The following is a 25,644-nucleotide window of genomic DNA, read 5'->3' on the forward strand; positions in this document are numbered from 1 at the left end:
ACGGAGCTGATCTTGTCGATCAGCTCCGTTTTGTTCTTATTGCTCAACCGCCAATTCCGCTTCCAGCTGTTTCTTCAAGTCGATCAATGCCGTTCTGTTTGCTGAGAAATCTTGAGGGTATCGTTCTAGAACCGTATCAATTAATAAGATTTTTTCCTTTTGGCTGTCTGTGACTTGGTTATACGCGTATTCACCATTTAGAATTGTAAGATAAGCTCTTAAAGGAGCACCGTTTTCAATCTCCGCCTGTAAGGCTTCTATTTCAGCTAATACGCCCTCACTCCATACATTTCCTTCTTCTGGAAATACTTCTACTGCTTTGAGGGCTGCTTCTTGAGCTTGCTGAACATCGGTATACAATAGATCGATAGCTAAATAGCTATAGGCAGCGGATAAATTTTCAGAGCGCTCACCTTCTAACAATGCGAGCTCTTTTTGCCTGTAGATGAGTGCCGTTTTATAGTCTCCTAGCTCTAAGTAAAGATTCGCAATTCGAGGATTCAACGATTCCATATTCGGAACGATTTCAGCTACTTCTAAATATGCGTTTAAACTCTCTGTTACATCTCCACCCAATTCTACGGGAACAATTTCATCCCACAACCTCGGCACACGTTCAAATTCAGTGAAGAATTCCTGCTCGTATTCTTTTACGGTGTTGCCTGTCACTTGCTCAAAACTTCTTGGGAATATGGAACCTTCCATGTCCGCAAAAATCTCCCTAATTACGCTTTCGCCTTCTTTACCCACCAGATATTCCATAAAAGCACGGCTTTGGTAATACGGGTCTTCGGGAAACGCCAAATGATTTTCCCATCCCCCGGGCTCTTCCAACTGTTCAAATGCTATGTATTCTGCCGTTTGGATAAGATCGTAAGACAAGGGCTGTCCCTTCTCCGATAAGTAAGTCGCTACACCTTCCGAAAACCAAATCGGGATTTCAATACTATACATCCCCCGCTCTTCCGCGATGCTGTAGAACAAATGATGCGTATATTCATGGACGACCGATACCTCGTCGATTGGCAGAGGCAAGTGGATGGTTTGGTCATGCTCTTTGTAAAATCCGCTATACTCTTCTTGAATCGTTTCCCGAATCGGCATATCGAGTTCCTCGCCGTAAAGAACAACGGAAACTGCAGCGTCGGTTTCGCCTCCCAATTCACGTTCCAAGAGCGGATGATTGGTTTTCACTAGTTTTACTACCTGTTCCATTTCATCTACAGGCGCACTTCCTGGCGCAAAGTAGAACGTGATGCCCTCGATTTCTTTTGAATCAAGTGTCGCTAAATCAACAGAGCCATCATCTCCGGTGACTAACTGTCGGTAATAAGCTAGCTTTTCTCCAGGCGTCAGCTCCGTCGCTTCTGTCATTTCGTACTCCACCTCATAAAGCAGGAAGTTGGCAGCGCATAAGAACAATGAAACAAGCCCGAATAAAAGAGACGACACAATGACAAACACTGCATCTAGCCGCTTCCTGCCAATATGCGCATCTGCTTTTACGATCCAGACAATTGCCAGGACGATCCCCGCGATAACGAATACGCCGGCGATAAGTAAAGCAATCAAACTTTGTCCTACATCCAAAAACAATAGCAGTACCCCAAACCCCGCCGTCAGCAATAACACACCAATGAAACTCAAGACCATATTTATAAATATGCGCATACTCTACTCCTAACCGAATCAAGCATTTGAATTCGATTTCCTTTTTAGCTTCGGCAAGAAAATGGCACTGGTGCCCATCAACCCACCACCTACTATTGCCAGTGCTGTCCCAACAGCTACCGGTAAAGTGGATAAGTATGTGGATAGATACATACCCGACATGAACATAATCCAGCCTGTGGAAAACATTATTGCCGTTTTCGTCATTTCCCCCACTCCTCTAATAGTTATCCACCGTTTTTAAAATTCAGGAGCTCAATTTCAATCGCCAAACTGCCCCATTCCTTTTCACGCTCTGGTGAATACAAATTGTGGATAGATTTCACGTTTGTTTCGATACAGTTATCCACAATCCCCAGTTTTTCGGCAGGCAGATCTTCAAACATCTCCCGAAACGTCGGATATGTGTATAACTTTTTGACTTTCACATTTATTTTTTCATTTTCCTCCGGCAGTTTTGCGAATTCAATCGTGTCTCCCTGCTTCACTTTTCGTCTCTTCTCATCGTACAGCCTAATTTCAACTGTTTTCTTTCCGGACTGAATTTCCCGGAAAGGTTCTTCGTAGAGTTTCATTTTGTGTTCCATTGTCGTCCTCCAAGTTAAGTGTTTTGAGATTACTTTATGTAGTCAATTTCACGATATACCGTGAAAAAGTAATTAGCAGCCCACTGTCTCCAGCATGTCGATTAAAAATCTTTTCAATATCTGAAAGATTTTTCTCTTTAACGAATAAAAAAATCTCTTTATTTTGGCCAAAGCAATGAAATTTTATAACATCTATCGGTTCCTTTAAATACTTCTAATAACTAGTTCAAGAGCGGAACCTATGGCATCCATCTTACTTTCTTCATTAATTGGCCGCCAAGGACCTCTACAGGCATGGTTCCGTCTACAAGTAAATCAGAATCCACCCGTATTGTTTCAAGCATATGAAGATAGGCGTACCTCCCGCGAGTTGCATAATGATTTACACGCTTCATAATGTCCTCCACAGAACTATTGTGGAAGTCTCTGCTAATTCTCCGGGCTAAGGAAATATCTAGTGGTGTCTCAATAAAGACAGCCAAATCGATGAATTTCTTCATATGAGCATGTTGATACGCAAAAGGATAATCCAAAAAGATGTAATTCAAGGGATCCTTCTGTAACTTCTTGAGATCTTCAATAAATGGATCGAGATTCCATTCATGGATATTAGCGCCGCGCTCGATCCATTCCATGACATCATCCGGTCCATCCAAATCATAATCATCAAAGAACAAAGCTTTTGAACGATTTATATGTGTAGCCAAGTGATTGACCAGCGTGGTTTTTCCGCCTCCTGAAACACTGGCAATAGCGATCACGACGGGCTTTATCCTCTCATTCACCGACTCTCCTCCATGGCATTATCAGTTTCTCTCTTTATTCTGTTCCGGCTGAAAATAGCAAACAGCATGGCCAATAGATTAGCCAAAAACATAATGAAGTAATAGATGTGCGTATCGCCTTCTAGCAAATAGCTTCCGTATCGTAAGGTGTTAATCGCCAAGACAACGATTAAAAAGATATGCATTTTTTTATTCAAAATTGGCCTCCTATTACTGGAATTTATAATACTTACTTTCGAAACTACGATGAAGACTACTTAAATTTTCAAGAGGCAAGCTGCTATACTTTTTTGAAGTTGCATCAACTCAGGCTCAGAATCAATTTTCACATAGAAACTCTTCAGGAACTTTTTACAATTTGCGTACAAAGCCCAATAGTTCTCTTCCGGCAATTGGCCATTTTTCTTTTCCAGGTCAGCAGGAATTTTCTCTACCAAGTCTTGCATCACTTCATATGGCAAGCCCTGCTTCAACATTTCCACTAGAGGCATCAAAATCCTTTCTTCCTCGTCATGGATATAGATATAGTCAGCTACAAACACTTTGTTCCATAAGACATTCACTATTTCTAAGCAATCATCCATAGTCGTCTTTTTGTTTTTGATGAGTTCATCAAATGCATCTGCAACATGAGCAATACTATGCGCCCATCCTTTATCGACAATAAATCCTCTCTTGTCCTTTTCAAGAATTGTGTAGGAAACTAATTGATCTTTCACTTCCAGTACTAATTCTTCAGATAGAAACGTTTTTTGGTTATCTGCGTATAGGATAAGTGCTATTAATAAACTGGTAAACGCCCTTGTAAACACAGCGTCTGTACCGAATTCTCCAATCCCTTTGAAAAGCATTTGGTCGGTTAAACAAGAATTAAGCATTGCCGTCAATGTATTTGCATCTAGTTCTTTTTTCAAAATCAGATTCCAGAATGTACCGTATATCAGCTCATCTCGCAGCTCACTATCTGTGGAACCAATATGTATCATCATCGATTTAATTAGTACCAATTCATTGTCTTTATCCCAGCTTTTTTTATCTTTTAATATCTTCTTTAACGAGCTCGCTTCTAATGGAACTACACTATTTAAGCTGGTCATAATTCAACTCCATTTTTATCAATAGTTAAATTAGCTCTTTCTAACGGCAAGTTGTGAAATCATTAGAGTGTTAAGGAGTTCAGTGACGGCTCTTTTAACCTCTGCTGGATCTATATGTCCCATCAAAGCAAGTTGAATCCAATTCCGCTTCAATAAATAATCGCTCTCGTAGCTGATCTCGATTCCTTTCGTTTTGAGTGCATCGCCCACCGCACGGCCGTCTATTTCGGGCGGCAAGGCGATTGTCAGGATGCCGGGCGAGTACCGGCCGTCTCCTAAAACCGCTAAGCCAGAATCCATTAGCTGGTTGCGGATTTCCTTTGCCAGCAACGAATCGGGAAAGCGGTGATGGGCGATCGCGGCTTGGAGTGCAGCGACGCTGTTCGAAGAATGGGTGAACGGCACCGTGCCGCTCTTTTCGTACAAGCCTAAGTCCAAATATGCGGGCAAGTTGGCATCCGGAGAAACGCTATCTTGATGGAACACGATCGCTAGACCAGGGTATGAACCTAAGCCTTTTCCACTTACTGCGCTTGCCATATACACATTCGATAAATCGGTTGGGACGTTGCCTATACTGCTGCAAGCGTCCAGGCACAGCCGAATTTCCTGTTGTTCACATAAGAACTTTAATTCTTCTAATGGATACAGGTAACCGGTCGATGTTTCGCAATGAACCGTCCATAGCCAGCGAATATCCGGATGCTGTTTCACTAGTTCTGTCACTTCATTTACCACAAGCCGTTCATTCCACTGCTTTTGCAGATACAAAAAGTCCAATTGCCAACGCTTCGCTTGATTCGCCAAGCGTTCACCGAATTCACCATTCGACAGGATGAGCCCTTTTCCGCCAAGCCGACTCAGTTGCGCTGCAATCAGGTCGTTCGCCAAGGTGCCCGTTCCGACAGCCAGTTGAACATGAGCCGCTCCCGTTAACTGCTTGAGCTCTGTTTGCACAGAGGCGATTTTTTCACAAAAGTCATTTGCACGGTGGGAAACTGCCGGCATGGCCCAGGCTTCTTCGACTTTCGGATGCATCGAGACCGGACCGGGCAAAAGACGAATTGAAAACGACGGCTTCTCCACTTGGATCATTTGATCAAAAAGCTTCCCAGCCGAAGTGAAATAGTCTTTGGTCAAGAGCATCGGCTGGTACTGTGCATTTTCTGTGCCGATCAAAGGACCAAACGGCTTGAACCCTAAATGCTGATACAGCCGCGTCTGCCGCACTGTCCCTGAAATGAGCACGCAATTATAATTTTCCTGCAAACAGGAGGCTACGACTTGCTGAAGAAGGCCGAAAAAAACTCTCTTGCCACGGTACTCTCGCCGCACCGAGAGCAAGCGAACTTCACACGGCTTGGCATCATCCGGCAAATAATGATCGATTGTTCCGAGCTTCTGATCTAGCGAAAATGGACGGATACCCCGAAGCGCCACCATCCCGATCAAGCGGCCGTCTTGTTTGGCAATCCAATAGGTATTCTCTTCGTGGAAACGGTCGACCAGCCGTTGTTCTTGGCTTTGGCTATGCTGGGGAATCTCCTCTACAAAAGTTTCGTAATTCAAACGGTGGATCTGCTCCATCTCTTCTCTTGAATCTGCGATTTTATAGTAGATAGATGGTTTGTTGTACATCGAAGACACTCCTTTTAGAGCAAAAATCATTATTGTGAAGATCGAACTGAAGTACAGGCTATTCATTTACTCCTCCCCTTACTATATCCAATTATTGTATATACATCCATCCAATTCACAGAATATTGCAGTATACTATCAAGCTATATTTTCAGTCAGTCATTTAGGAATAGAACATTTAATAAAAAAAGCGTATTCGATAAATTCGAATACACTTTTATAAGTTGCGTATCACCTTCACTTTAACGACTTTACACTTATCCCAGCCCTTTAAAGCGCTTCGTTTTGTCCCATGCAATCGTGTTGCCGCGAAGACGGCTCCAGACATAAACCGTTACGCTACGAAGCAACAAGATGATGAAAAGCTGAGCATAGGTGAAATACATGATAAAGATGAAGAATACATTTTTAGGCGATACATTCCTGTCTACAACCAATGCACTCAATAACTGGGCCGTGTAGACAATATAGCTCATAAACCAAAGCATCAATAAGGGAGCTTCCATATTCGGCAATTCCATCCCCATGACACTCATGATGAAAAAGATATCCGAAAATAATAGGACTAGCACGAAAACCAAATAGGTCAGCACGTGCTGCAAGCTTAGGAAAAAGGTTTTCCCACGCCAATGGGACAAGTCTTTAAATGATTTCTCCAGCAAATAAATGTTCCCTGTAAGCCAGCGTGTGCGCTGTTTGAAAAACGTTGTTAATTTTTCCGGCTCTTGTTCCCATGTCTTGGATTCTGGTACTACTGGCAATACGTAGCCTTTTGCATGGAGCCGAACCGTTAACTCCGCATCTTCCGCTAGCGCATTCACGTCGTAGCCACCTAACTCTTCTAACACACTTCTGCGAAGCAGCATGTTCGTGCCAGCCAGGGATCCTAGTTTCAAGAACTGCCAGCGCCCACATTGCATTAACAATTGGAAGACTTGAAACTCCAATCCGATCATCCGAGTCAATGTATTAGTACGTGCATTTTTGGTTTTGACATAGCCGACTGCACCCGCGGCTTTCTTCGTTTGTTCTGCGACTTCCACCAATAATTCCACCGCATCCGGTTCGGGTTCATTATCTGCGTCGTATACGACAAAGTAATCCGACTCCGAAATACTCAGTCCATAATTCAAGACGCGCGATTTTCCAGAAGGAGAACTAACAGGCACGGGAATGTAATGAATTCTGGAAAATACAGCCGCGAATTCTTTCGCAATTTCTGCCGTGTCGTCTTTTGAATTGTCATCTAGTACATAGATATCCAGTTGGCCGCTGTATTTCAACCTTGCCATTGCTCGCAATGTATCTTCCATCACAATGCCTTCATTATGTGCGGGGATCAGCAATGCGACGCTAGGATAATTCGACAGCTTTTGCGGCTTTTTAAATCGCACACGATACCAGACTCCCGAAATAGTGAGGATGGAGTAAAAAATCAACAACATCCAAAAGAACAGCATGATGAGCATGATCACTTGTGTCATGATTCTGTCCCCAATAACTCGTTCAACTGCTGTGAATCTTTAATATGAATTTGTTGAAATTGATATGGAGGAGTGATGAAATTCAGCTCATTTTGGCTGTTCTCTTTAAATCGGTCCATAACAATATCCACTCCTTCTTTATGAGTGTCTTTTAATAGGACATAGATATTGCCGAACTCACTTGAAACCAAATCGTATTTTTGCCGAATAGATTGAAGGGCTACACGTTCAAGCATTTCTTGCAAATTCTGTTTGGTTTTCTTCGTGGAAGATTCTAATTCAATTCTTAAAAAATAAGCTTCCTTCCCATTTCGGGCAGTGGACTTCAAAAGCCATTCTGCTTGGTCTTTAAACTCTTTCATCGTCAGGATTTGAGATCCTTTTCTATACTTTTGAAGCAGTTGAAGCTGATGCTGCAGTTCTATATTTTGATAGCCTATTTTTTTCACAGCGTTCATCAGCATCCAAAAGATTAAATGGAAACTGGTGAATAGCAAGTGAGTATACATGTATTGAAGCTGCATATCCTCTGGCAGTGATTGGCCAAACGACGTCACTGTTAAATAAGCTCCATATAGCAAAGTCACCGTAATGGCGTATAAAAAAACATAGCGCTCCTTGATAATCGACATAATCAAAAGCGAAAAAAGTCCAATAGCGATTAATTCGAGGTAATTTGGTACTGCAAAATAGGCAACCAGCCAGCCGTTCAGAAGCAATGCTAAAATAAGTGCTGTCAAAACAAAATTCTTCATCTTATGAATTCTCCTTCTAGCACATATGTTAAGCTGTCGTGCTCCTACAACAGCTTACTAACTTTATCCTGATTTATCCACCAAAAGAATTACTATCAATTGGCTTCTTAATACATAGTACGGAAAATCCATTTAAACTTTAAACGTCTATTTCACATACTCACTCACCCATGTTTACAAATATCTCTTCTGCATCCGGTATTTCCTCAATTAGATTTTTCTCTAACATCCACTCCGCCACAGTATCCCAATCTTCCGCTTTCTGACTGCCGAATCCTTCGGGCGACTCCATTTTGGGAAGTAGGATATCAAGACTTTCTCGCTCTACTTCCTCAATCAATGGAAAGTTGGCTTCATCTTGGTTCTCCAGCAATAAATCCACTGCCTCTTCAGGGTGCTCCGCCATCCAGTCATATCCTTTGGTAGCAGCAGTCCAAAAAGCACGAATTTCTTGTTCTTTCTCTTCCCAGTTCTCATCATTGCTCACGAGCACCAATTCATAATAAGGTGGCACGCCGTATTGTTCAGGATTCAAGGTCTCGGTATCAATCCCTTTACTTCGAAGCAATGGCACTTCGTGATTGATATATGCGCCTACAACCGCGTTCACTTTTTCACTGGCCAGGGAAGAGCCAAGTTCAAAGCCGACATCCACTAACTCGACTTCTTCGGGATCGCCTCCGTCTTCGCTCACCATCGTTTGAATGAGGGCTTCATTGAGCGGAATGCCTGGATACCCTACTTTTTTTCCTTCTAAATCTGCCGGACGCTTCACTTCACGGTCTTCCAGCATGACAATGTGATTCAGCGGTGAACGGACGATGGCCGCTAATGATTTCACTTCGATGCCTTGATTGGCTCTTGCCGTGATGACGTCCGGCTGATAGCTGATTCCTAATGTCATTTGCCCTGAGGCCGCCATATTGATTGGGTCGGTCGGATTGGCCGGGAAGTGAATATTCACGTCCAAATTTTGCTCCTCAAAATAACCTTTCTCTTCGGCGATGTATAAATAAGCATGCACAGCGTTTGGATACCAGTCGAGCACTAAATCAATTTGCGTGTTCTCCTCTGCGACTTCTCCGCTGTCATTATTGCATCCCCCAAGAATAAGAGCGGTGCCGAATAAAGCACAGGTAGATATGATTTTCATGTAATTGCTGTTCTGTTTCATTTCGCATTCCTCCACTTTAAGATCGATTTTTCCATTATCATGACAAATACGAACAATAAAATTCCAGTAAGCGACAAAAGGACAATCGGCGCAAAGACCCCTGCCCCATCAAATTGCGTCATCATTCGCCTGCTGAAATAGCCAAGCCCTTTTTGAGCCCCGAGCCATTCACCGATTGCAGCTCCAATAACACTCAATGTCACAGCCACTCTCAGTCCTGAAAAAAATGATGGCAAGGATGAGGGGATAGCCAATTTAAAGAATAAGTCCTTTCTGCTTGCCCCCATCGTCTTCAGCAATTCCCGCAGCTCCTTGCTGACTGAATTGAATCCATCAAAAGTATTGACGGTAATCGGAAAAAAACTAATCAAAACAGTTACAGCCACTTTGCTCCAAATGGAATAGCCAAACCATAAGACAAAGATAGGTGCCAACGCGATAATGGGAATGGTCTGGGAGGCAATGAGCAAAGGATAGAACGCACGCTCAGCGGTCTTGTTCCACGACATCCAAGCCGCTAAGCCGACACCTCCAATGATCGACAGCAAAAGCCCGACCAAAATGATCAGCACCGTCGACGGTAAATGGACGGCAAGTAAGGTTTGTCTCAACTCCCAAAGCCGGACCGCTATTTGTGTGGGGGCCGGCAAGATAAAGGACTTGCCGATTGCCCATGCCGATCCTTCCCAAGCAACCAAAAACAAGAGAAATACACCGACGGACAAGTAATAGGGAGCAGCCCATCGTTTGAAAGAAAACTGGCGATTAGGTTTCTTCTGCATCACATTTCGCTCCCTCATGGCGAAATTTTTGGAGCAGCTCACTTTTTAACGACAGCAATGATTTATCGCCCAGCTTCATGTCCATTGTTCTTGGCCGGCTAAGCGGCACCAGGATTTCTGCAAGCTGCTCCATAGGCGGAGACGAAGTAACCAATATCCGATCCGACAGCAACAATGCCTCATCCAAGTCATGTGTAATGAGGATGATGGTTTTCTTCAAGGAAACCCATTGTTCCAATAGCCAATCCTGCATCTCCACTCTCGATATAGCATCAAGCGCGCTAAACGGTTCGTCCAACAACAATACGTCCGAACCGGTCAAATAGGCGCGCAAAAAGGACACGCGTTGTTTCATCCCTCCAGACAACATATGTGGATAAGCCGATTCAGTCCCAGCTAAGCCAAAAGATGCAAAGTGTGGCCGAGCATTCGCATAGGCTTCTCTTTTTGTCAGCCCACTGATTTCAAGTGGCAAGATGACGTTATCCAAAATGCTTCGCCACGGTATCAGCAAATCTTTTTGCGGCACATAAGCAATGCCGCCCCCTGCGCCAATCACTTGCTTCTCGCCAAGAAACAGCCCACCCGTTTCTGGTTTTTCCAACCCGAGCAACAGCCTGAAGAGTGTCGTTTTTCCCGACCCACTAGGACCAACGATGCTGACGAATTCACGTTCTTGAATCGCCAAGGATAAATCGCGAAAAATTTCTTTTCCACCATATCGAAAGCTGACCTGCTGGACTTGCAACACTGAGGAACTCACGGCGCAGTCACGTCCTTATGTCGCTTAACATTTCTCTCGACCTTAAACGTACGGCTGTGTTTTTTTCGCTGATTGGATTTAAGCATGTTGCGGAATCTCTTACTAGATCTCATGTTAATCCTCCTCATTTCTGCTGATGGCACCATTTGTAAATAAAGCGGGCCATCACTTTCGAAAACTCCACCAACTCCTTTACGCAAATGGATTCATTGATACTATGGGCTTCGCTTAATTGACCCGGACCATATATAACAGTAGGAATGCCAGCTGCTGCGAGCCAGCCCCCATCTGTCACCGTACCTGAGACACCAATACTCGCATCTTCACAGAAAACTTCTTGGTGGGCAGCTGCCAACGCATGCACACCAGCGTGTTCAGTATCCACTTCGAACGCTGGGAAGATCTCGCCACGGTCTTCAATCATGGAACGCCCACCCCATTCAAAGGAAGGAGGATGATTCCGTAGCCAAAGGTCGGCTTGAGCTGCGGCCAATAGATGCGCTTCGATCTCCCGACTTACAGATTCATACGATTCATCTGGATAAAAGTGTACGGTGATCCAAAGCCGACATTCATCCGCAACAAAAGCGGCGTGCCTCCCGCCTTCAATCACGGCCGGGTTAATCGTATTGGTTCCCGGAAGATATCCGGGGTAGCTTTTGGATACTGCCCAATGACGTTCAAGCACTTGCAAGCTTTCGATCATCACCGTCATTTTCTCAATAGCATTCGCCCCTTGCGAGAGGCCTCCACCTGCGTGGATCATTTCGCGCCTCATCGCATCATGGTAAACGTTCGGGTCTTTGATGGTGACCCATCCCGTAATGACGCCGCCTTGGCCATGTATTTTGGTATCACTTGTATCGACAACTATCGCAAAATCCGCTTGATAGCCCCGTTCGCAGCATTGCAGTGTACCGGCTTCTCCTACTTCTTCTCCAACGACTGATTGAAAAATGATATCGCCCGGCAATTGAATATCCTGTTCATGAAATAGTTTTAAGACGAACAGCGCAGCCGCCATCCCTCCTTTCATATCTGCCGCGCCACGGCCAATGAGCCGTCCCTCAATTACTTCAGCTTGAAATGTATCCGTATGCCAATCTTCCCCTGGTCGTACTTCGGCGACGTCAATATGTCCATTAATGATCAAGCTTTGAAACATGTTGCTTTTTTCCCCAAGCTTCGTCCCTACAACATTCGGGTCCCCTGGATAGACCTCCCATCGATCGGTCGTAAATGCCTGACGTTGTAAATAGCGTTCGATCCATCGTTGGGCTTCGCTAGTATTGCGCGCAGGCGGTGATGGTGTCCGGAACGAGATCAACGTTTTTGCCAAGCTAAGCAATTCTTCTTGCTTCGATTCGATTTCTTTCAGTACGTTAAGCAATTGATGGTCTTGCATATTGCCCTCCTCTGTTCTTCGCAATATTTTTCACCACAAAAAAACACTTCTTTCCAGTAGAAAGAAGTGTTTACGACGTTAAAAGGTAAGACGCCAAAAAAGGCGTTGTTCTTTTGCCATCTCTTCCCTCCGCTAGTACTAACTAGATCAGGTGAATAAGGGTCAAGACGCATGTCTTTCTCAGCTAATAGAAGCTCCCCTAGAGTAACGATGTATGAAATTGTTTTGTTGCTATTCTATTTCTATCATAGGAATGGACGAATGACAAGCTCCCTCGCAAGTGAGGCGGGCCACTCTTCAACGATAGGCTGTTCCGTTTGAACTCCGACAAGCTCAACTATATGTCTGTTGAATCACGTTCCACCTTTTTGTTTAATGATGAGCCATTCAACATATTTTCGCATTGTGGATTGTGTGCTCTTTCGCTAACAATGAAAACATGCAAGCATCATGAGAACGCCCATCTTGATAAAGATAGCCTCTCAGTACGCCTTCTTGTTCAAATCCCAATTTCTGCAGCAAAGCGATGGATGCGCCGTTCTCGGGAAATGTAACGGCGCCCATGCGGAATAAGTCGAGCTGGCCGAAACAATAAGCTAGGACTTCTTTGACGGCTTCTGAAACATAGCCTTTGTTCCAGTAGTCTGGATGCAGCTCAAAGCCGATTTCCGCTTTCTGACCTTTGAGGTTCAAATTGTTCAAGCCGACCGTGCCGATAAAAGCGCCTGTTTCTTTGATGACGATGCCCCAGCGGATTCCCCTGCCGCTTTCGAAGGTCTGCCCGAACGACTCGATGATGTTTTCAGCCTGGCCGATTTCCGTTAAGCTGCTCATGCCGTAATATTTCGTGACCTCGTCTCTCGACATGATTTCAAAAAAGCTTGCGGCGTGATGTGTTTTAATATGTACAAGCGCCAGTCTGTCTGTCGCCAATTCCTGAAAATCCATGCCGGTTCCTCCTTTTAGTTAACGAGCATCGCTGTTTTCTACTGCACCTGCTAGACGCTCGACTACTGAAGCAGCCAAGGCTTTCAATTCATTAGCCAACGTGGCGAGTCTCTTTTCAATTTGGTTTTTGTCACCGTAGCGGATGCGCGCTTCTTCCGGCAGTTTTCCGGATAATAAATGAAAATGGCTATAGGCAGTTTCTAGTAATTGCAGCAATTGTTCGCCCCGGACTTCAGCCTGAACCCGGCTGTCGTCCGTACTATAACCGGCTAGAAACCCATCAGCCATCCCCTTTAAATTGTCCGCACAATCAGCAAAACGGTGCTTTCCATAACGCTCGGTATCGGACAGCGCGATGAAAAACGTTTCATAGAGATTCATGAAATTCCCGGCCATCCCCCGCGGATAATAAATATTCGGAAACGGATCGATCAGGCAAATTTGTATGCCGTTCATCAACATATTTTCAGGTGATGCGTCTTGATTGCTGAGGAGCGGTTTAGTGAAGCTTCGCGCTCTGAGCTCCGTTGCTAATTTCAGCGCCTCGCTTATCGTCTCATCCTTAAATTCTAGGCGCGCCTCGCTCAGTTCCCGGTAATCCGATAGATGCTCTTCACTTTCTTCTTTCAGGAAACGATGGACATCTCCTGTGATGCTACCTCTCAGCCCCTCTTTCTCTGTCCAATGCAGATACCCGAAGCCATCCAAGCCGTGCGGAATTTCTTCCGTTTTCCGGTAAATCTCACCGAGCGCTTTTCCGGTCTCAACCGCTTGTGCTTTTGTTAGTTTATGCAAATCGATATGCTTTCCGGCGAACGACTCGAGCGTATAGCTCAATTTTTCAGAAACGTGGAATTGGAAAAACTCCGGTGCCGCGCCCTTCACGGCCTGATTGACCGAGCGGTAGTAAAGTTCTGTCGAGGCGTATTCGGCGGTCAATTCTTCTTCGTTAAATTCAGCCGGCTTGCCGTACACAAGGTCCTTTGGAATTCGTAAGACCAGTTCACGGCCATCTTTTTCGACTTTCCACGCATGATGCCAGGCCCCTTCCCCTAAAAACTTCGGCGACTCCACTTCTGCGTGAAGAATGGCTGCTTGTAATTTCTCTTGATTCACCTGATGACCTGCTTTCCGTTTTAAAGATTTCCCGTACTAAGTTTTTCGGTACATACGCTTTGTTTCTACTATATCCAATATTTTCTTTCACCGCTATTTGTTTTCCAATTATTTAGAGTATAATGAATCCAATCCATCCTGAAGGTAAATTCCCCAAGATTTATCTTCCTTACGAAAGGAATATCCGACGTGACGATCAGTCCAATCTAAGTTTCCCCCGCATTAGAAGTCATTTACAAAATAGACTCTTGGGGGATTCAACATGAAATTGAATAGAAATTTCCATTTATTACTGACGGGCCAGTCGCTTGCGAATATCGGCGATGTGCTTTATATCGTCAGCATCATTCACCTGATTTTCGAATTGACCGGTTCCGCCACGGCTGCCGCTTTGGTGCCGTTTGTCATCACCAGTTCAATGTTCGTCTCGAACACGCTCACACCGCTCCTGATGCAGCGCGTTGATTTGAAATGGCTGCTTGTAGGGTCGCAAATGGGCAAAACCGTATTGTTGATAGTCTTGGCATTGCTTTTGCCATACATCACAACCGCTAACTTTACTGTACTATTTGCATTGATTAGTTGGGTGGCGCTGTTGGACGGCTGCGCCCGTCCGGTGACACAGGCATTGATTCCGAATTACGTGAAAAGTGAGCAGCTATTGAAAGCGAACGGCATCACCGAGACCGTTACACAGCTAATTCAAACAGCGATGTGGTTTGTCGGTAGTTCCTTATTGATTTGGCTCACCGCCACCGAATTGGTCTGGCTGACGGCAGGCTTGTTCCTGCTTTCAAGCTTGTTGTTGAGCGGATTGGATCGAGTCGACAGCGCCCCGCCAGAACCACAAAACAAATGGCAACAACTCACCAAAGGCTGGAAGACTGTTTCAAGGACTCCGGTATTAAAGCGCATTGCGGTGATGGATATACTCGAGACCATCGCTGGCGCCGTGTGGATCGCCGCGATTTTGTATGTCTTCGTTAGCGAAGCGCTAGCAGTCGATGAGAAATGGTGGGGCTTTATCAACGGTTCATTCTTTATCGGTTTGATTGCCGGAAGCCTCATTTGCCTGCGCTTTACCGAATGGGTCGAACGCAATCTCAGCCGCTTCATCCTAACTGGCGCGATTTTCGGCAGCGTCGCGACTATATTGTTCGGCTTGAACAGCATGCCTCTAGTTGCGCTCGGCTTATCCGTTCTGGTCGGCATCTTCAGCCAGCTGAAAAACATTCCGCAGCAAACCGTCGTGCAGACGAGCGTCCCGAAAGAACAATTGCCGACTGTCTTCACGACGCTCGGGGCAATTGGTATGGGCACATTCGGCGTTTCCTCATTATTGATGGGAATACTGGCTGATTTATTTGGCATCCGCTCTGTGTTTGTCTTATCTGGTGTTTTGCTCGCTATCGTTAGTTGGATCGCTTACCGCGGCCGAAGTCATTTTCGACGCACAGTTCAGGAATAAATTCACGAAAAGGGACAGCCGGAAAATTCCCGCTGTCCCTTTTTCATTGTTACATTTAATCTGTCAGGCTAAATCCCATAATATGATCTGAAAAAACGGCATAGCTTTCGCATTCAATGACGTTCTCAGGGTTTGCAAGAGGCACAATTTTGACATCATTCAAAACGATCATTCCGGCGAGATTGGTGACATTGCTGTCTTTGATTAATGGAAAGATGGTATCTTCTGATTGAAGAATAGCTAAATCCAGCAATGGGAGACTTTCTATATCTGGGGCTTGTGTACTTATTTTCTTTGCGATAATCAATGCACTAGAAGTGGTAATTTGGATTAACCTCTTTTTCTTCATATCTTTCTGCAGTTCGTCGAGATGTACTTGTGCCACCACAATCGATAGCTTCTTCATATCATGAACAGAGTTTAATTCGTGCCCCTTTAAAGTGATAGTCAAAACTTTCCCCCCTCAATTGATTCATAAGCTTACGCCACTTTAATTAAACGCCTCTAAATAAACCGAATTCCCTTTACCGCTTTCAAACTCCTGGATAAACCGGCGGATGCCCTTCGGATAAATCCGTTGCTCCAATAAATTCTCAATCTCCACCCATTCAACGCCGGTTTGCTGGGCGTCGGGATTGGACGGGACCGCTGATTGCAAATCACCCAGCAAACGGCATTCAAAATAATATTCGATTTGGTGAACGCCACGATCGGTCTCGGCGTATTCGTGGCGCTCGCCTATGTATTCGCGAATATGAATCAGGCTTTTCACTTCGACGGCGCAGCCGATTTCTTCCAGGCATTCACGAGCAGCCGCTTCCGGCAAAGTTTCGCCGAGCTCCTGCCCGCCACCGGGAAATAGATAATAGCTGCCTTCTGCGTCCCGGTTCGTCGTCAATAGTACTTTGCCGTCTCTAACAATGATCGCTTTCGCGGAATTTCTAATGGCCATTGCGTCCACTCCTTTGCCGTTCCTTTATTCCGATAGACCCGCATATGCGAATCGCCTGGTCTGCCGCGGACTTGATGTAGGCAGTAATTTCTTCAACCGAGTATATTTCCAGATCCTTACCGGAAAACAGTTTCGTTGATTGGAAGTCGCCAAGCGTTTCTTCGGTGAACTCGCGCAAGTTATTGATTTCGAGTTCTTCTATAAGAATATCGGGAAAGTCAGCAGCTGCCAGTTCTCGTTCCAAACCAGCACAGTCAAACAGATCAATGAGCATACCATTGAGTTTCCGGAAATCCGAATGCCATTTCTCGAGCACGGACGGATCGGCATCGATGCGGTGTTTCATGTCTTTTTTGAAATAGATGTCTGTCATCCACACATCATCCGCCACTAAATGCACAACATATCCGAGAATGAATGAGTCCCTCATTTCCCCACGGTATTTCTGGATGAAGTTTTCATAATTTACGCGTCTCGTTCCGTCATCCACACTGCCCTCGTAATAATGGGATTTGGTTTTCTGCTCTCTTCCATGAACTGCATCCGGGGCAATGCCGCCCAACAGAAAACGCGGTCGGTCGAAAATCTCGATTTTCTCGGCTACCTGCCGAGCGATGATCAAATGCATTAGGCGCGATCCCATCTCCGCTTCCTCCTTCTAGCTTCAGTTATCCAACGCTTGGTTCACTGCTGCTTCGACGTGGATTTTCGCTGTATCGAATAGCGGCACTTCTGCATCTTCTTCGTGTATCAACAAACCGATTTCTGTACAGCCAAGAATGATGCCCTCGGCTCCGCGATCGATGAGGTTTTGGATGGCTTGTCGGTATTTCACTTTCGACGAGTCGTTGATTTCTCCTAAGCATAATTCATCAAAAATAACTTCGTTGATTATATCTCGTTCTTCAGCTTCCGGAATCAACACCTGGATACCGCTCTCTGCAATGCGTTCTTTGTAGAACTCCTGCTCCATCGTGTACTTCGTGCCGAGCAACCCTACCGTATGGAGATGGTTTACTTGGATCTCTTTGGCCGTCGCGTCTGCGATATGCAAAACTGGCACTGAGACAGCCTCTTCTATAGAAGAAATGACTTTATGCATCGTGTTCGTGCACAATACGATCAGCTCTGCACCACCTTTTTGAAGCGATCGGGCGACATCCGCTAATCGCTCGCCCGCTTCTTGCCATTTCCCTTGTGACTGAAAGCGTTCAATCTCTTCAAAATCGACACTGTACATGAGACATTCAGCCGAATGCAGACCGCCTAGATGCTGTTTCACTTGTTCATTAATCATGCGGTAATATTCAGCGGACGATTCCCAGCTCATTCCGCCAATCAATCCAATCGTTTTCATCGAAGACCTCCTCCATTACCGAATCCATTGTTCCGTAATTTCAATCCGTTTTTCAGTCGCATCCAGCGTAACAGTTTTGCCAATCGGCATCGTCAGCATCGGCTGGGTATGGGCGCAGTCAAATTCGGCAAGCAATGGCAACTCGCGGTCGCCCAACACTTCGAGCAGAATTTCATGCGGTTTTCTTCCTGTTCCTTGGTCGTCGAATAATTCATGCTTGCCTAAAATAATTCCCGACACTTTATCGAAGACCCCGTTGAGCTTCAGTAAATTAAAGTTCTTTTCGACGACCGCAGCCGTTTTCATGGTGTCTTCCAACAACAAAACATCACCGCTTTTAATGATCGGCATATACGGGCTGCCCATGATGCCAGCCATCGTATTCACATTCCCGCCAATTAAGCGCCCTGTCACATTGCCTTCCCGCACGCAAATCCACTCGTTTTTTCTCGCTTCCTTTTCCTGCGTTTTCTCTTCCCAATTGACTGGCTCATCTGACCAATAAGGCGGCAGCGGTACTTGATAAGGAAGTGTTTGCTTTTGCATCAGCATTTCGGAAAAATAATCGTATGTATCCTTCACAAACGGCTCGAATTCTCCAAATGACGGCACCAGCGCCGGTCCATAAAACACCGGGATGCCGGTCTTGGCATAAATGGCGAGTAATACAGCTGTTGCGTCCGAATAACCGATCATGATTTTCGGGTCTTTTTTGAACGCTTCGTAATCGATATACGGCAATAATGCATTGGAATTCGTCCCGCCAATTGTCGACATGATACAGCGGACATCCGGGTTTCGGATGAGTTCGTTCAACTCTTCTGCCCGCTCACGGATCGTCCCCGAACGATAGAAATCCCGTTTACCCGTCAAGCTGCCTTCTGTGATGTTAAAGCCTTTCGATGCCAGAAAATCTTTCGCACGCTTAAAGCGTATCGGCGAATTATAGGTAATCGGAGACGACGGGGAATAGATTCCGATCGAGTCTCCTTTTTTCAAGTGATTGAATAGGGTCATATGCTTACTCCTTTACTTCTATTGCCCAGTTGTTATTCTTCTACCTGTCTGCAAATCCGTTCGACGATCACTTGTTCAGACATTTCCGCTGTCAGCAATTGTTCGCCTGGCACGCCCAACTCGTCTTTCGGTCTCCACCATTTTTTCAGCGATTCTTCTCCGAAGTCTTCCGATTGAGGGCGTAGATTATGGCGCTCCAGCGTGTTTTCGAAGGACAAATCGAAATAGTAGACGAGCGCCTCACCTTCATAGAACCGGATCAAGTCGAGCAGCAAGGATTCGTAACGTTCTTTCACCAAAATACCTTCCAAGATTACGATTCGGCACTTGCCTTTGCCATATTCCGTAATCTGCTGAATCAATTCTGTCGATAAATTGCCGTCGCGGTCCTGGACCATCAGCATGTCGCGGCGGACCACATCCTGCGACACCAGTAAAGTGCCGCGTCCGAAATGATCTTGCAGCCGTTTGGCAATGGTTGTCTTGCCACTGCCTGAATTTCCCCGCAAGATAAACAATTTGGTTTTCACTCTACTCACGCTCTTTTCAATGATTCAACTCAAAATGTGATTCTATCAATTCAGTAATTTCTACACCCGGATTCAGCTCCGCAATCTTTTTCGCTAAGCTTTCTACGCCGAAAATCTCGGTGAAGGTATGGCTGCCTACTAGTAGATTGATGCCGGCATACTGAGCATACTGAATCGAGTAAAGCGTGGCTTCACCGGTCACATACGTATCGCACCCTCTTTCGGCCGCCTCACGAATGAGTGCAGAGGAATGGCCCGCACCGGTCAACACGCCGACACGTTTAACGGGCTGTGCATTGTTTTTCCATGCGCGTACCGGTTCGTTTAAAGTGCCGCGCATTCTTTTCGCCAACTGCTCAAACTCAACAGGGATAGTGAATTCCCCAATGCCCGGTAGTTCGCCGTCCGCTTCACTATAAGTGGAGTACGCATCGATTTCATCGACTTTCAACATCTTCATCAATGATGTACAGGTCCCAAAGTCCACAAAATCCAGTGGTGCATGGATCCAAAAATGGCCGATATTGTGCTGTTTCAACCGACTGACGCACGCTTCTCTTAAGCCATAGATGAAATCCCAGGCATCGTGATGCGTCAATAGTAAATCGATGCCTTGTGCGATAGCCATTTCAACTGTTTCAATAGACAAATTGGTCGCGTAGCCAATCTTGTGGATGTCGCCGTCTCTCGTGTTAGTAAAGCCGTATTCATCGTCCTCTTTTAGTAATTCTTCGCCGAACAACCGCTGAATCGTCTTCTCAAACTCGTTTCGTTTCATCTCAAAAGCCCCACTATTCTGTTTTTTCTTGATTTTACCACATAAGATGCATTTGATAATATTGGAAATTTAATTTAGTTACCCGCAGTTATGGTTTTACAGAATAGGAACGTACGTTTTTTCGGTTGGCGAAATATTTTCCTTGACCCTTTTTCGTGAATTCTGTAGCCTTAGTAGAAGAAACACGCGGGGGCTGCACACCGACTGGAAACACCAGAGCATTTGGTGAAAACTTAAAGATGTTAAAGTGAACACGAATAGCTCTAGACATCTGAGGAAATGAACAGGTCCCCCAGGATTCGGGGAGGAACGCACGATGAACGAAAAAAAGGGAATGTCCACGCACGATTCGTTAAAAGCTGTTTCCTACAAGCTGTTTCAAGTGATCAGTGACGAACTCGATGTCAACACCGCTTACGTGACCGAGCGAGGTCCGACCGCGATGAAAGTCATCAGTTCATTCAATAAAGACCATTACGTCATTCCTGAAGGTTATGCGGTGGAATATGACGGCACTTACTGCCGCCTAATCATCCAGAGTGACCAGGAAGCGATGCGTACAAATAATTTAGGCTCATTTACGTTGACGAAGGACTTGGAAGTAACGCCGCAGCTGGAGGTCAAAGGCTTTCTCGGCGTGACATTACGCGATTTTTATGGCGAAATCTTCGGCACTTTATGTGTCATGGATAAGGAAGAAAAAGAGTTCAGTGACCAAGACATCCATTTCCTGAAACAAATGGCGGAAGTGCTGTCTTATGTCATCCATTTGGACAATACCTTGGCAGACATCGAGTTGTTGAGCGTGCCAATCATCCCGATCAAAAAGGGCTTGGCTATTTTGTCACTTCAAGGGAATATCAATGAAGCACGTTCTCAGAAAATCATGGAAGACACGCTTTATTATGCGGCTGACAAAGGCATCCATTCGTTTGTTATCGACTTGTCGCAATTGAGACTGTTGGAAAATCAGTTCCCGGATGTCTTAAAGAATCTGGTGTCCGGCTTGAACGTCATGGGCGTCCAAGTCATGATGACGGGCCTTCCGCCTTGGCTCGTCCAAATGCCGGGGGTCAGTGAACATTTATCACAATTGAAAACCGAGTATGTCGCCGATATTGAATCGGCACTCAATAAGATCGGCTATAAGCTGGAAAAATAAAAGGAAGGGAAAAGCCCGAGAGCTTTTCCCTTCCTTTTATTATGGAGACCAGAAACACTCACCTAAGGTTAGCCTGAAACTCTCTTAAAAATCGAAGTTGTCCGGATCCGGGCCGATGCGGCGGTCTTCGTTCAATGCCGAAATCCGTTGCATGTCTTCCTCTGTCAATTCAAAATCAAATACTTGGGCATTTTCCGCAATACGCCCCGCATTGGTCGACTTCGGAATGGTCACGACACCGTTTTGCAGATTCCAGCGCAGAATGACTTGTGCGACCGATTTATCATATTTTGCCGCGATTTCTTTCAGCTCAGGCTGCTCGATTGCTTCGCCTGCCATGAGCGGCGACCAGGCTTCCGCTTGGATATTGTGCTCGCGGCAGAAAGCAAGCAGTTTTTCCTGCGTCAAACGCGGATGGTACTCGATTTGATTGACGACCGGCTTGATGTCCGCATCTTCCATCAGGTCTTTCAAGTGGTGGATCTGGAAATTGCTGACGCCGATCGCTATGACTTGCCCGTCCATATAAAGATGTTCGAGCGCTTTCCAAGCCTCTTTGTATTTGCCTTCAACCGGCCAATGGAGCAAGTACAGATCCAGATATTCCAGCCCCAATTTCTTCAAGCTCGTCCCGTAGGCTTGAATACCGGATGTGTAGCCGAAATCGTCGTTCCATAGTTTTGACGTGATGAATAAGTCTTCCCTCGAAATCCCCGCCGCTTTGATCCCCTGGCGGATTCCTTCTCCGACACTTTCCTCGTTTCCGTAAATGGCAGCAGTATCGATACTGCGGTAGCCATTCACGATGGCCGTTTTAACGGCTTCTGTCGCTTCAGGCCCATCTTCTACTCTAAACACACCCAGGCCGAGCCAAGGCATTTCACTTCCGTTAGTTAACGTGACCGTTGCTTGTAAATTTTTCATGATTGATGCCCTCCCTCGTTCGATAGTTGATACACAATAATTTTAGTATACCCCTTATCTACCAAACTATCGCAGATTGAGTTACTAAACCCATAGTTTGTAAGCCCACGCACCGCCTAGCTTTTATAAAAAGTTATTCAAAGATAATACCCAACTATTTCTTGCCTGATACTTGAGCTGTACAAGCCGATAAATAGTTTCAAATCGAGATAAATGTGGTATTCTAATAAAAAATAGATTTATTTGGATATTTATGATGCCTAATGATACGGTATAATTAAAAGCCCAGAAAAATAATTAAGTCTTAAGACCTTTAATTGTTTTAGCTCTCCCCTCTTTTCTACACAGGAATTTTCCGTCTTACAGCTATTTAAAGCGGTGTACATAATTAAGCATCGGACATTGTTTTGTATTGGTTTAATAACATCTTCATTAGAAAATCTTAAAGAAAGAGCGTGAGTCCTATTACCAATCTCTTTAGCTCGTATAACCTTCCCCTCGTGGCCCTCTCCATTTTGGTCGCCATCTTTTCCGCTTCCGTCGCACTCGATATCAGCAGCCGCCTGAAATATGCTAAAAATGTGTCACACCTCCGATGGATCACAGCAGGTGCCTTTGTGCTCGGGCTCGGCATTTGGTCGATGCATTTTATCGGCATGCTGGCGTTTCACTTGCCGGTTGACGTGTCCTATCATTTTGGTTTGGTGATATTGTCGATCGTGCCAGCAATTGCTTCTTGCGCGGTTGCGTTTTATTTGATTAGCAAGCCGTCCGTCTCGTGGCGCAATTTAGTTACAGGCGCCTTCTTTATAAGCATTGGAATCGTGTCGATGCATTATTTGGGGATGGATGCCATGCGCATGGATGCCATGATTTCCTATGATCCATTTTTGTGGACATTGTCTGCACTCATTGCCTTTGCTGCTTCGTTTGTTGGATTGGCTTTGCTGTTCTACATTCCAAATGTTCCAAGATTTCACTGGCGCAAGCTGGCCGGAGCCGTGCTGATTGGCCTCGCTGTTTCAGGAATGCACTACACTGGCATGGCGGCCGCCAATTTTTCACAAATGGACCACTCGGCTGCTGGCCACACTTCTCCTTTCTCAGTCGATAGCACGCTGCTCGCCTATGGCATCGGCGGGGGCATGCTCATGCTTTTTGTCCTGACACTCGCGAGCATTCGCACAGACCGCCGCTTGGAAATTCAATCCACAGAGTCCGAAATGAAGTTTCAATCCGTTATCGAATCGGCGAAAGATGCGATTATCGTTGCGGACTTTCAAGGGTCGATTGTCCAATGGAATCGAGGCGCAGAGGCCATTTTCGGCTATAGCCAAAAAGAAATTCTTGGACGAAATATTAGCACACTCATGCCCGAGCGCTTGAAAAAAGCACACGGAGACGGCATGAACGCTTACCGCGAAACGCGCATCCCCCATGTAATCGGCAACACGGTCGAATTGACAGGCCTGCGAAAAAATGGCGAGGAATTCCAGCTCGAAATGTCTGTTGGCACGTGGGAAACAGAGAAAGGCGTTTTCTTCAGCAGCATTCTCCGCGACATCACAGAACGCAAAGCATCCGAAGACAAAATCAATGATTTGGTGTACTTGGATCCTTTAACAGGATTGCCAAATCGCCGTTTGTTCAACGACCGGCTGGATTCACTGCTGCGCCAAGCAGATGAACGCGGCTTTAACTTCTCGCTATTTTATATGGATCTCGATAATTTCAAAATGATCAACGATCGCTTTGGGCATTCAATGGGCGATCATTTTCTTCAAAGTGTCGCCAGCCGTCTGGAAGCGCAAATTAGTCCAAGAGATACGCTATCACGGCTTGGCGGAGATGAATTCATTTTGCTGTTACCGAATACTGAGTACGGCAAAGCCGCAGATCTCGCACAAAATCTCATTGCAGCCCTGAACGTTCCTTTTCGCTTTGAAAACGAAGAAATTTTCACCAGCCTTTCGATCGGCATCAGCCTATTTCCTTCTGATGGCAATGATTCCGAGACCTTAGTTAAAAATGCTGACATCGCTATGTATCAGGCAAAAGAAGAAGGAAAAAACGGCTTTCAGTTCTTCACTCCCAATATGAACGAAACGATCGACCGCAAGTCAAAGCTGGCAACAGGACTGCGCAAAGGTTTGGAGCATGGTGAATTCACGATTCACTACCAACCGCAGATTAACTTGCAAAATGAACAAATTATTGGTGTGGAAGCCTTGCTCAGGTGGAACCATCCCGAATGGGGCAGCATTTCACCGGCAGAGTTCATCCCGATTGCTGAAGAGACCGGAAGCATCACAAAGATCGGTGAATTTGTATTGGAGGAAGCCTGCCGGCAAAACAAGTTTTGGCAAGATTTAGGGATTGCTCCCTTCCGCGTGGCGGTCAATATTTCGGCACGGCAGTTTGCCCAAAAAGATTTGACCGAAATTGTCAGCACCATTTTGCAAAAGACTGGATTGGATCCACAGTATTTGGAACTGGAACTGACGGAAACGATTATTCAGAATGCAGATACGGCTATCACCACTATGGAAGAACTGGCAGCTCTTGGAGTGCATTTATCCATTGATGATTTCGGCACCGGCTATTCTTCACTCAGCTATTTAAAATTGTTCCCAATCAACAGCTTAAAGATTGACCAGCATTTCACCCGCAATATTAAAAGCGATTCAAAAGATGCGGCACTCGTCAAAACCATCATCCGCATGGCGCACGATTTGGAGTTGAACGTCATCGCAGAAGGTGTTGAGACCCTAGAACAGCTGGATTTCCTAAAAACTGAGCAATGCAACCAGGCACAAGGCTATTACTTTAATCGCCCATTGCCAGCGCAAGACATTGAAAACATCTACTATAAGATAGAGCCGGCTTAAAGGGTCTAACAAACCGGCCGGCTTATGAAGGGGGACACGCTCATGGAATTTGCTCAGAAATCATTTAAGCCCAATACTAAAATCGAATATCCCTTGTACGGCCTTTATATCTTTATGATGATAGTGTCATTTTACTGGAGAGAATTATTTCCGTTCACCTTCCTGGTGCCTGCAGGAATTTTTTTAATCAGGAGTTTCCAAACCTTTCAGTTGAACAACAAGAAAGAAATGTATGGCTTCTTGTTGATAGCCGCTATTTTTTTCATAGGCGCTCTCGTCGCAAAGCTGTAAAGCATCTACTTATATTATCCGAAAAAGAAGCGAGGAAATGCTGCATATGGCAGCGTCTCCCCACTTCTTTTC

Annotated in this window: 26 protein-coding genes and 1 riboswitch; of the genes, 3 read left to right on the forward strand and 23 right to left on the reverse strand. The window is 45.3% G+C overall.

Going from position 1 to position 25,644, the window contains the following annotated elements; translation table 11 throughout:
• Window positions 1–36 precede the first annotated feature (36 nt).
• From AY633_RS06895 to AY633_RS06965, 15 genes are all read right to left on the reverse strand, one after another.
• A complete protein-coding gene (locus AY633_RS06895; RefSeq protein ID WP_068487592.1) occupies window positions 37–1,671 on the reverse strand; it encodes a DUF308 domain-containing protein in 1,635 nt (544 codons plus the stop codon).
• A gap of 18 nt (window positions 1,672–1,689) precedes the next feature.
• On the reverse strand, window positions 1,690–1,878 hold the full coding sequence (locus tag AY633_RS06900; protein WP_068487593.1) for a hypothetical protein: 189 nt from the start codon (window positions 1,876–1,878) through the stop codon (window positions 1,690–1,692).
• A 20-nt stretch (window positions 1,879–1,898) separates the two neighbouring features.
• On the reverse strand, window positions 1,899–2,258 hold the full coding sequence (locus AY633_RS06905) for an ASCH domain-containing protein (RefSeq protein ID WP_068487594.1): 360 nt from the start codon (window positions 2,256–2,258) through the stop codon (window positions 1,899–1,901).
• Window positions 2,259–2,497: 239 nt separating this feature from the next.
• Window positions 2,498–3,043, reverse strand: coding sequence for a nucleoside/nucleotide kinase family protein (locus AY633_RS06910; protein ID WP_068487595.1), 546 nt, complete (start codon window positions 3,041–3,043; stop codon window positions 2,498–2,500).
• A complete protein-coding gene (locus AY633_RS06915) occupies window positions 3,040–3,240 on the reverse strand; it encodes a hypothetical protein (protein ID WP_068487596.1) in 201 nt (66 codons plus the stop codon). The genes AY633_RS06910 and AY633_RS06915 overlap by 4 nt, the downstream gene beginning before the upstream one ends.
• Window positions 3,241–3,300: 60 nt before the next feature.
• Window positions 3,301–4,140 carry a DUF2785 domain-containing protein gene (locus AY633_RS06920; RefSeq protein ID WP_068487597.1) on the reverse strand — a complete coding sequence of 280 codons (840 nt, stop codon included), beginning with the start codon at window positions 4,138–4,140 and terminating at the stop codon, window positions 3,301–3,303.
• A gap of 30 nt (window positions 4,141–4,170) precedes the next feature.
• Window positions 4,171–5,778, reverse strand: a complete 1,608-nt coding sequence (locus tag AY633_RS06925) for a GNAT family N-acetyltransferase (protein ID WP_068487598.1) — start codon at window positions 5,776–5,778, stop codon at window positions 4,171–4,173.
• Between the two features lie 257 nt (window positions 5,779–6,035).
• Entirely contained in the window at window positions 6,036–7,265 is a 1,230-nt protein-coding gene (locus tag AY633_RS06930) for a glycosyltransferase (protein WP_068487599.1), read from the reverse strand.
• Complete coding sequence (locus tag AY633_RS06935) at window positions 7,259–8,017, reverse strand: hypothetical protein (RefSeq protein ID WP_068487600.1); 759 nt, start codon at window positions 8,015–8,017, stop codon at window positions 7,259–7,261. The genes AY633_RS06930 and AY633_RS06935 overlap by 7 nt, the downstream gene beginning before the upstream one ends.
• A gap of 160 nt (window positions 8,018–8,177) precedes the next feature.
• Window positions 8,178–9,191 carry an ABC transporter substrate-binding protein gene (locus AY633_RS06940; RefSeq protein ID WP_260804532.1) on the reverse strand — a complete coding sequence of 338 codons (1,014 nt, stop codon included), beginning with the start codon at window positions 9,189–9,191 and terminating at the stop codon, window positions 8,178–8,180.
• A complete protein-coding gene (locus AY633_RS06945) occupies window positions 9,188–9,973 on the reverse strand; it encodes an ABC transporter permease (RefSeq protein ID WP_068487601.1) in 786 nt (261 codons plus the stop codon). The genes AY633_RS06940 and AY633_RS06945 overlap by 4 nt, the downstream gene beginning before the upstream one ends.
• Window positions 9,957–10,736, reverse strand: a complete 780-nt coding sequence (locus tag AY633_RS06950) for an ABC transporter ATP-binding protein (protein WP_068487602.1) — start codon at window positions 10,734–10,736, stop codon at window positions 9,957–9,959. The genes AY633_RS06945 and AY633_RS06950 overlap by 17 nt, the downstream gene beginning before the upstream one ends.
• A 124-nt stretch (window positions 10,737–10,860) precedes the next feature.
• The gene (locus AY633_RS06955) at window positions 10,861–12,141 is read right to left on the reverse strand and encodes an acetylornithine deacetylase (RefSeq protein WP_068487603.1); all 1,281 of its coding nucleotides are present in this window, start codon (window positions 12,139–12,141) and stop codon (window positions 10,861–10,863) included.
• Window positions 12,142–12,248: 107 nt separating this feature from the next.
• Window positions 12,249–12,352: riboswitch (TPP riboswitch) on the reverse strand.
• 176 nt (window positions 12,353–12,528) lie between these two features.
• On the reverse strand, window positions 12,529–13,089 hold the full coding sequence (locus AY633_RS06960) for a GNAT family N-acetyltransferase (protein WP_068487604.1): 561 nt from the start codon (window positions 13,087–13,089) through the stop codon (window positions 12,529–12,531).
• A gap of 18 nt (window positions 13,090–13,107) precedes the next feature.
• Window positions 13,108–14,205: a hypothetical protein gene (locus AY633_RS06965; protein WP_068487605.1), complete on the reverse strand. Its 1,098-nt coding sequence runs from the start codon at window positions 14,203–14,205 to the stop codon at window positions 13,108–13,110.
• 262 nt (window positions 14,206–14,467) lie between these two features.
• Here AY633_RS06965 and AY633_RS06970 point away from each other — a divergent pair, with 262 nt between their 5' ends.
• On the forward strand, window positions 14,468–15,673 hold the full coding sequence (locus AY633_RS06970) for an MFS transporter (RefSeq protein ID WP_068487606.1): 1,206 nt from the start codon (window positions 14,468–14,470) through the stop codon (window positions 15,671–15,673).
• A gap of 55 nt (window positions 15,674–15,728) precedes the next feature.
• On the opposite strand, the gene AY633_RS06975 is transcribed toward AY633_RS06970, so the two are convergent.
• Genes AY633_RS06975 through AY633_RS07005 form a run of 7 tightly spaced genes read right to left on the reverse strand, consistent with a single transcriptional unit; the run spans window position 15,729 to window position 20,307 of the window.
• Window positions 15,729–16,124, reverse strand: coding sequence for a hypothetical protein (locus AY633_RS06975; RefSeq protein ID WP_068487607.1), 396 nt, complete (start codon window positions 16,122–16,124; stop codon window positions 15,729–15,731).
• Between the two features lie 39 nt (window positions 16,125–16,163).
• Window positions 16,164–16,625 carry an NUDIX domain-containing protein gene (locus AY633_RS06980; protein WP_068487608.1) on the reverse strand — a complete coding sequence of 154 codons (462 nt, stop codon included), beginning with the start codon at window positions 16,623–16,625 and terminating at the stop codon, window positions 16,164–16,166.
• Complete coding sequence (locus tag AY633_RS06985) at window positions 16,615–17,268, reverse strand: zinc dependent phospholipase C family protein (RefSeq protein ID WP_068487609.1); 654 nt, start codon at window positions 17,266–17,268, stop codon at window positions 16,615–16,617. Before AY633_RS06985 ends, AY633_RS06980 begins: the two co-directional genes overlap by 11 nt.
• Window positions 17,269–17,289: 21 nt before the next feature.
• Window positions 17,290–17,982: an aspartate/glutamate racemase family protein gene (locus AY633_RS06990; protein ID WP_068487610.1), complete on the reverse strand. Its 693-nt coding sequence runs from the start codon at window positions 17,980–17,982 to the stop codon at window positions 17,290–17,292.
• A 15-nt stretch (window positions 17,983–17,997) separates the two neighbouring features.
• The gene (locus tag AY633_RS06995; RefSeq protein ID WP_068487611.1) at window positions 17,998–18,999 is read right to left on the reverse strand and encodes a S66 family peptidase; all 1,002 of its coding nucleotides are present in this window, start codon (window positions 18,997–18,999) and stop codon (window positions 17,998–18,000) included.
• A 32-nt stretch (window positions 19,000–19,031) separates the two neighbouring features.
• Window positions 19,032–19,529 (reverse strand): kinase, encoded by a 498-nt coding sequence (locus AY633_RS07000; protein WP_068487612.1) that lies wholly within the window; start codon window positions 19,527–19,529, stop codon window positions 19,032–19,034.
• Window positions 19,530–19,545: 16 nt separating this feature from the next.
• Window positions 19,546–20,307: a Nif3-like dinuclear metal center hexameric protein gene (locus AY633_RS07005; protein WP_068487613.1), complete on the reverse strand. Its 762-nt coding sequence runs from the start codon at window positions 20,305–20,307 to the stop codon at window positions 19,546–19,548.
• Between the two features lie 316 nt (window positions 20,308–20,623).
• Here AY633_RS07005 and AY633_RS07010 point away from each other — a divergent pair, with 316 nt between their 5' ends.
• Window positions 20,624–21,469: a GAF domain-containing protein gene (locus AY633_RS07010; RefSeq protein ID WP_068487614.1), complete on the forward strand. Its 846-nt coding sequence runs from the start codon at window positions 20,624–20,626 to the stop codon at window positions 21,467–21,469.
• An 84-nt stretch (window positions 21,470–21,553) separates the two neighbouring features.
• Here AY633_RS07010 and AY633_RS07015 read toward each other — a convergent pair whose 3' ends face one another.
• Entirely contained in the window at window positions 21,554–22,393 is an 840-nt protein-coding gene (locus AY633_RS07015; protein WP_068487615.1) for an aldo/keto reductase, read from the reverse strand.
• Between the two features lie 500 nt (window positions 22,394–22,893).
• On the opposite strand from AY633_RS07015, the gene AY633_RS07020 reads away from it, so the two are divergent.
• Window positions 22,894–25,281, forward strand: coding sequence for a bifunctional diguanylate cyclase/phosphodiesterase (locus tag AY633_RS07020; RefSeq protein ID WP_260804533.1), 2,388 nt, complete (start codon window positions 22,894–22,896; stop codon window positions 25,279–25,281).
• The last annotated feature ends 363 nt before the right edge of the window (window positions 25,282–25,644 follow it).

This window comes from Planococcus maritimus, from assembly GCF_001592825.1.
Taxonomy (GTDB): Bacteria; Bacillota; Bacilli; order Bacillales_A; family Planococcaceae; genus Planococcus; species Planococcus maritimus_C.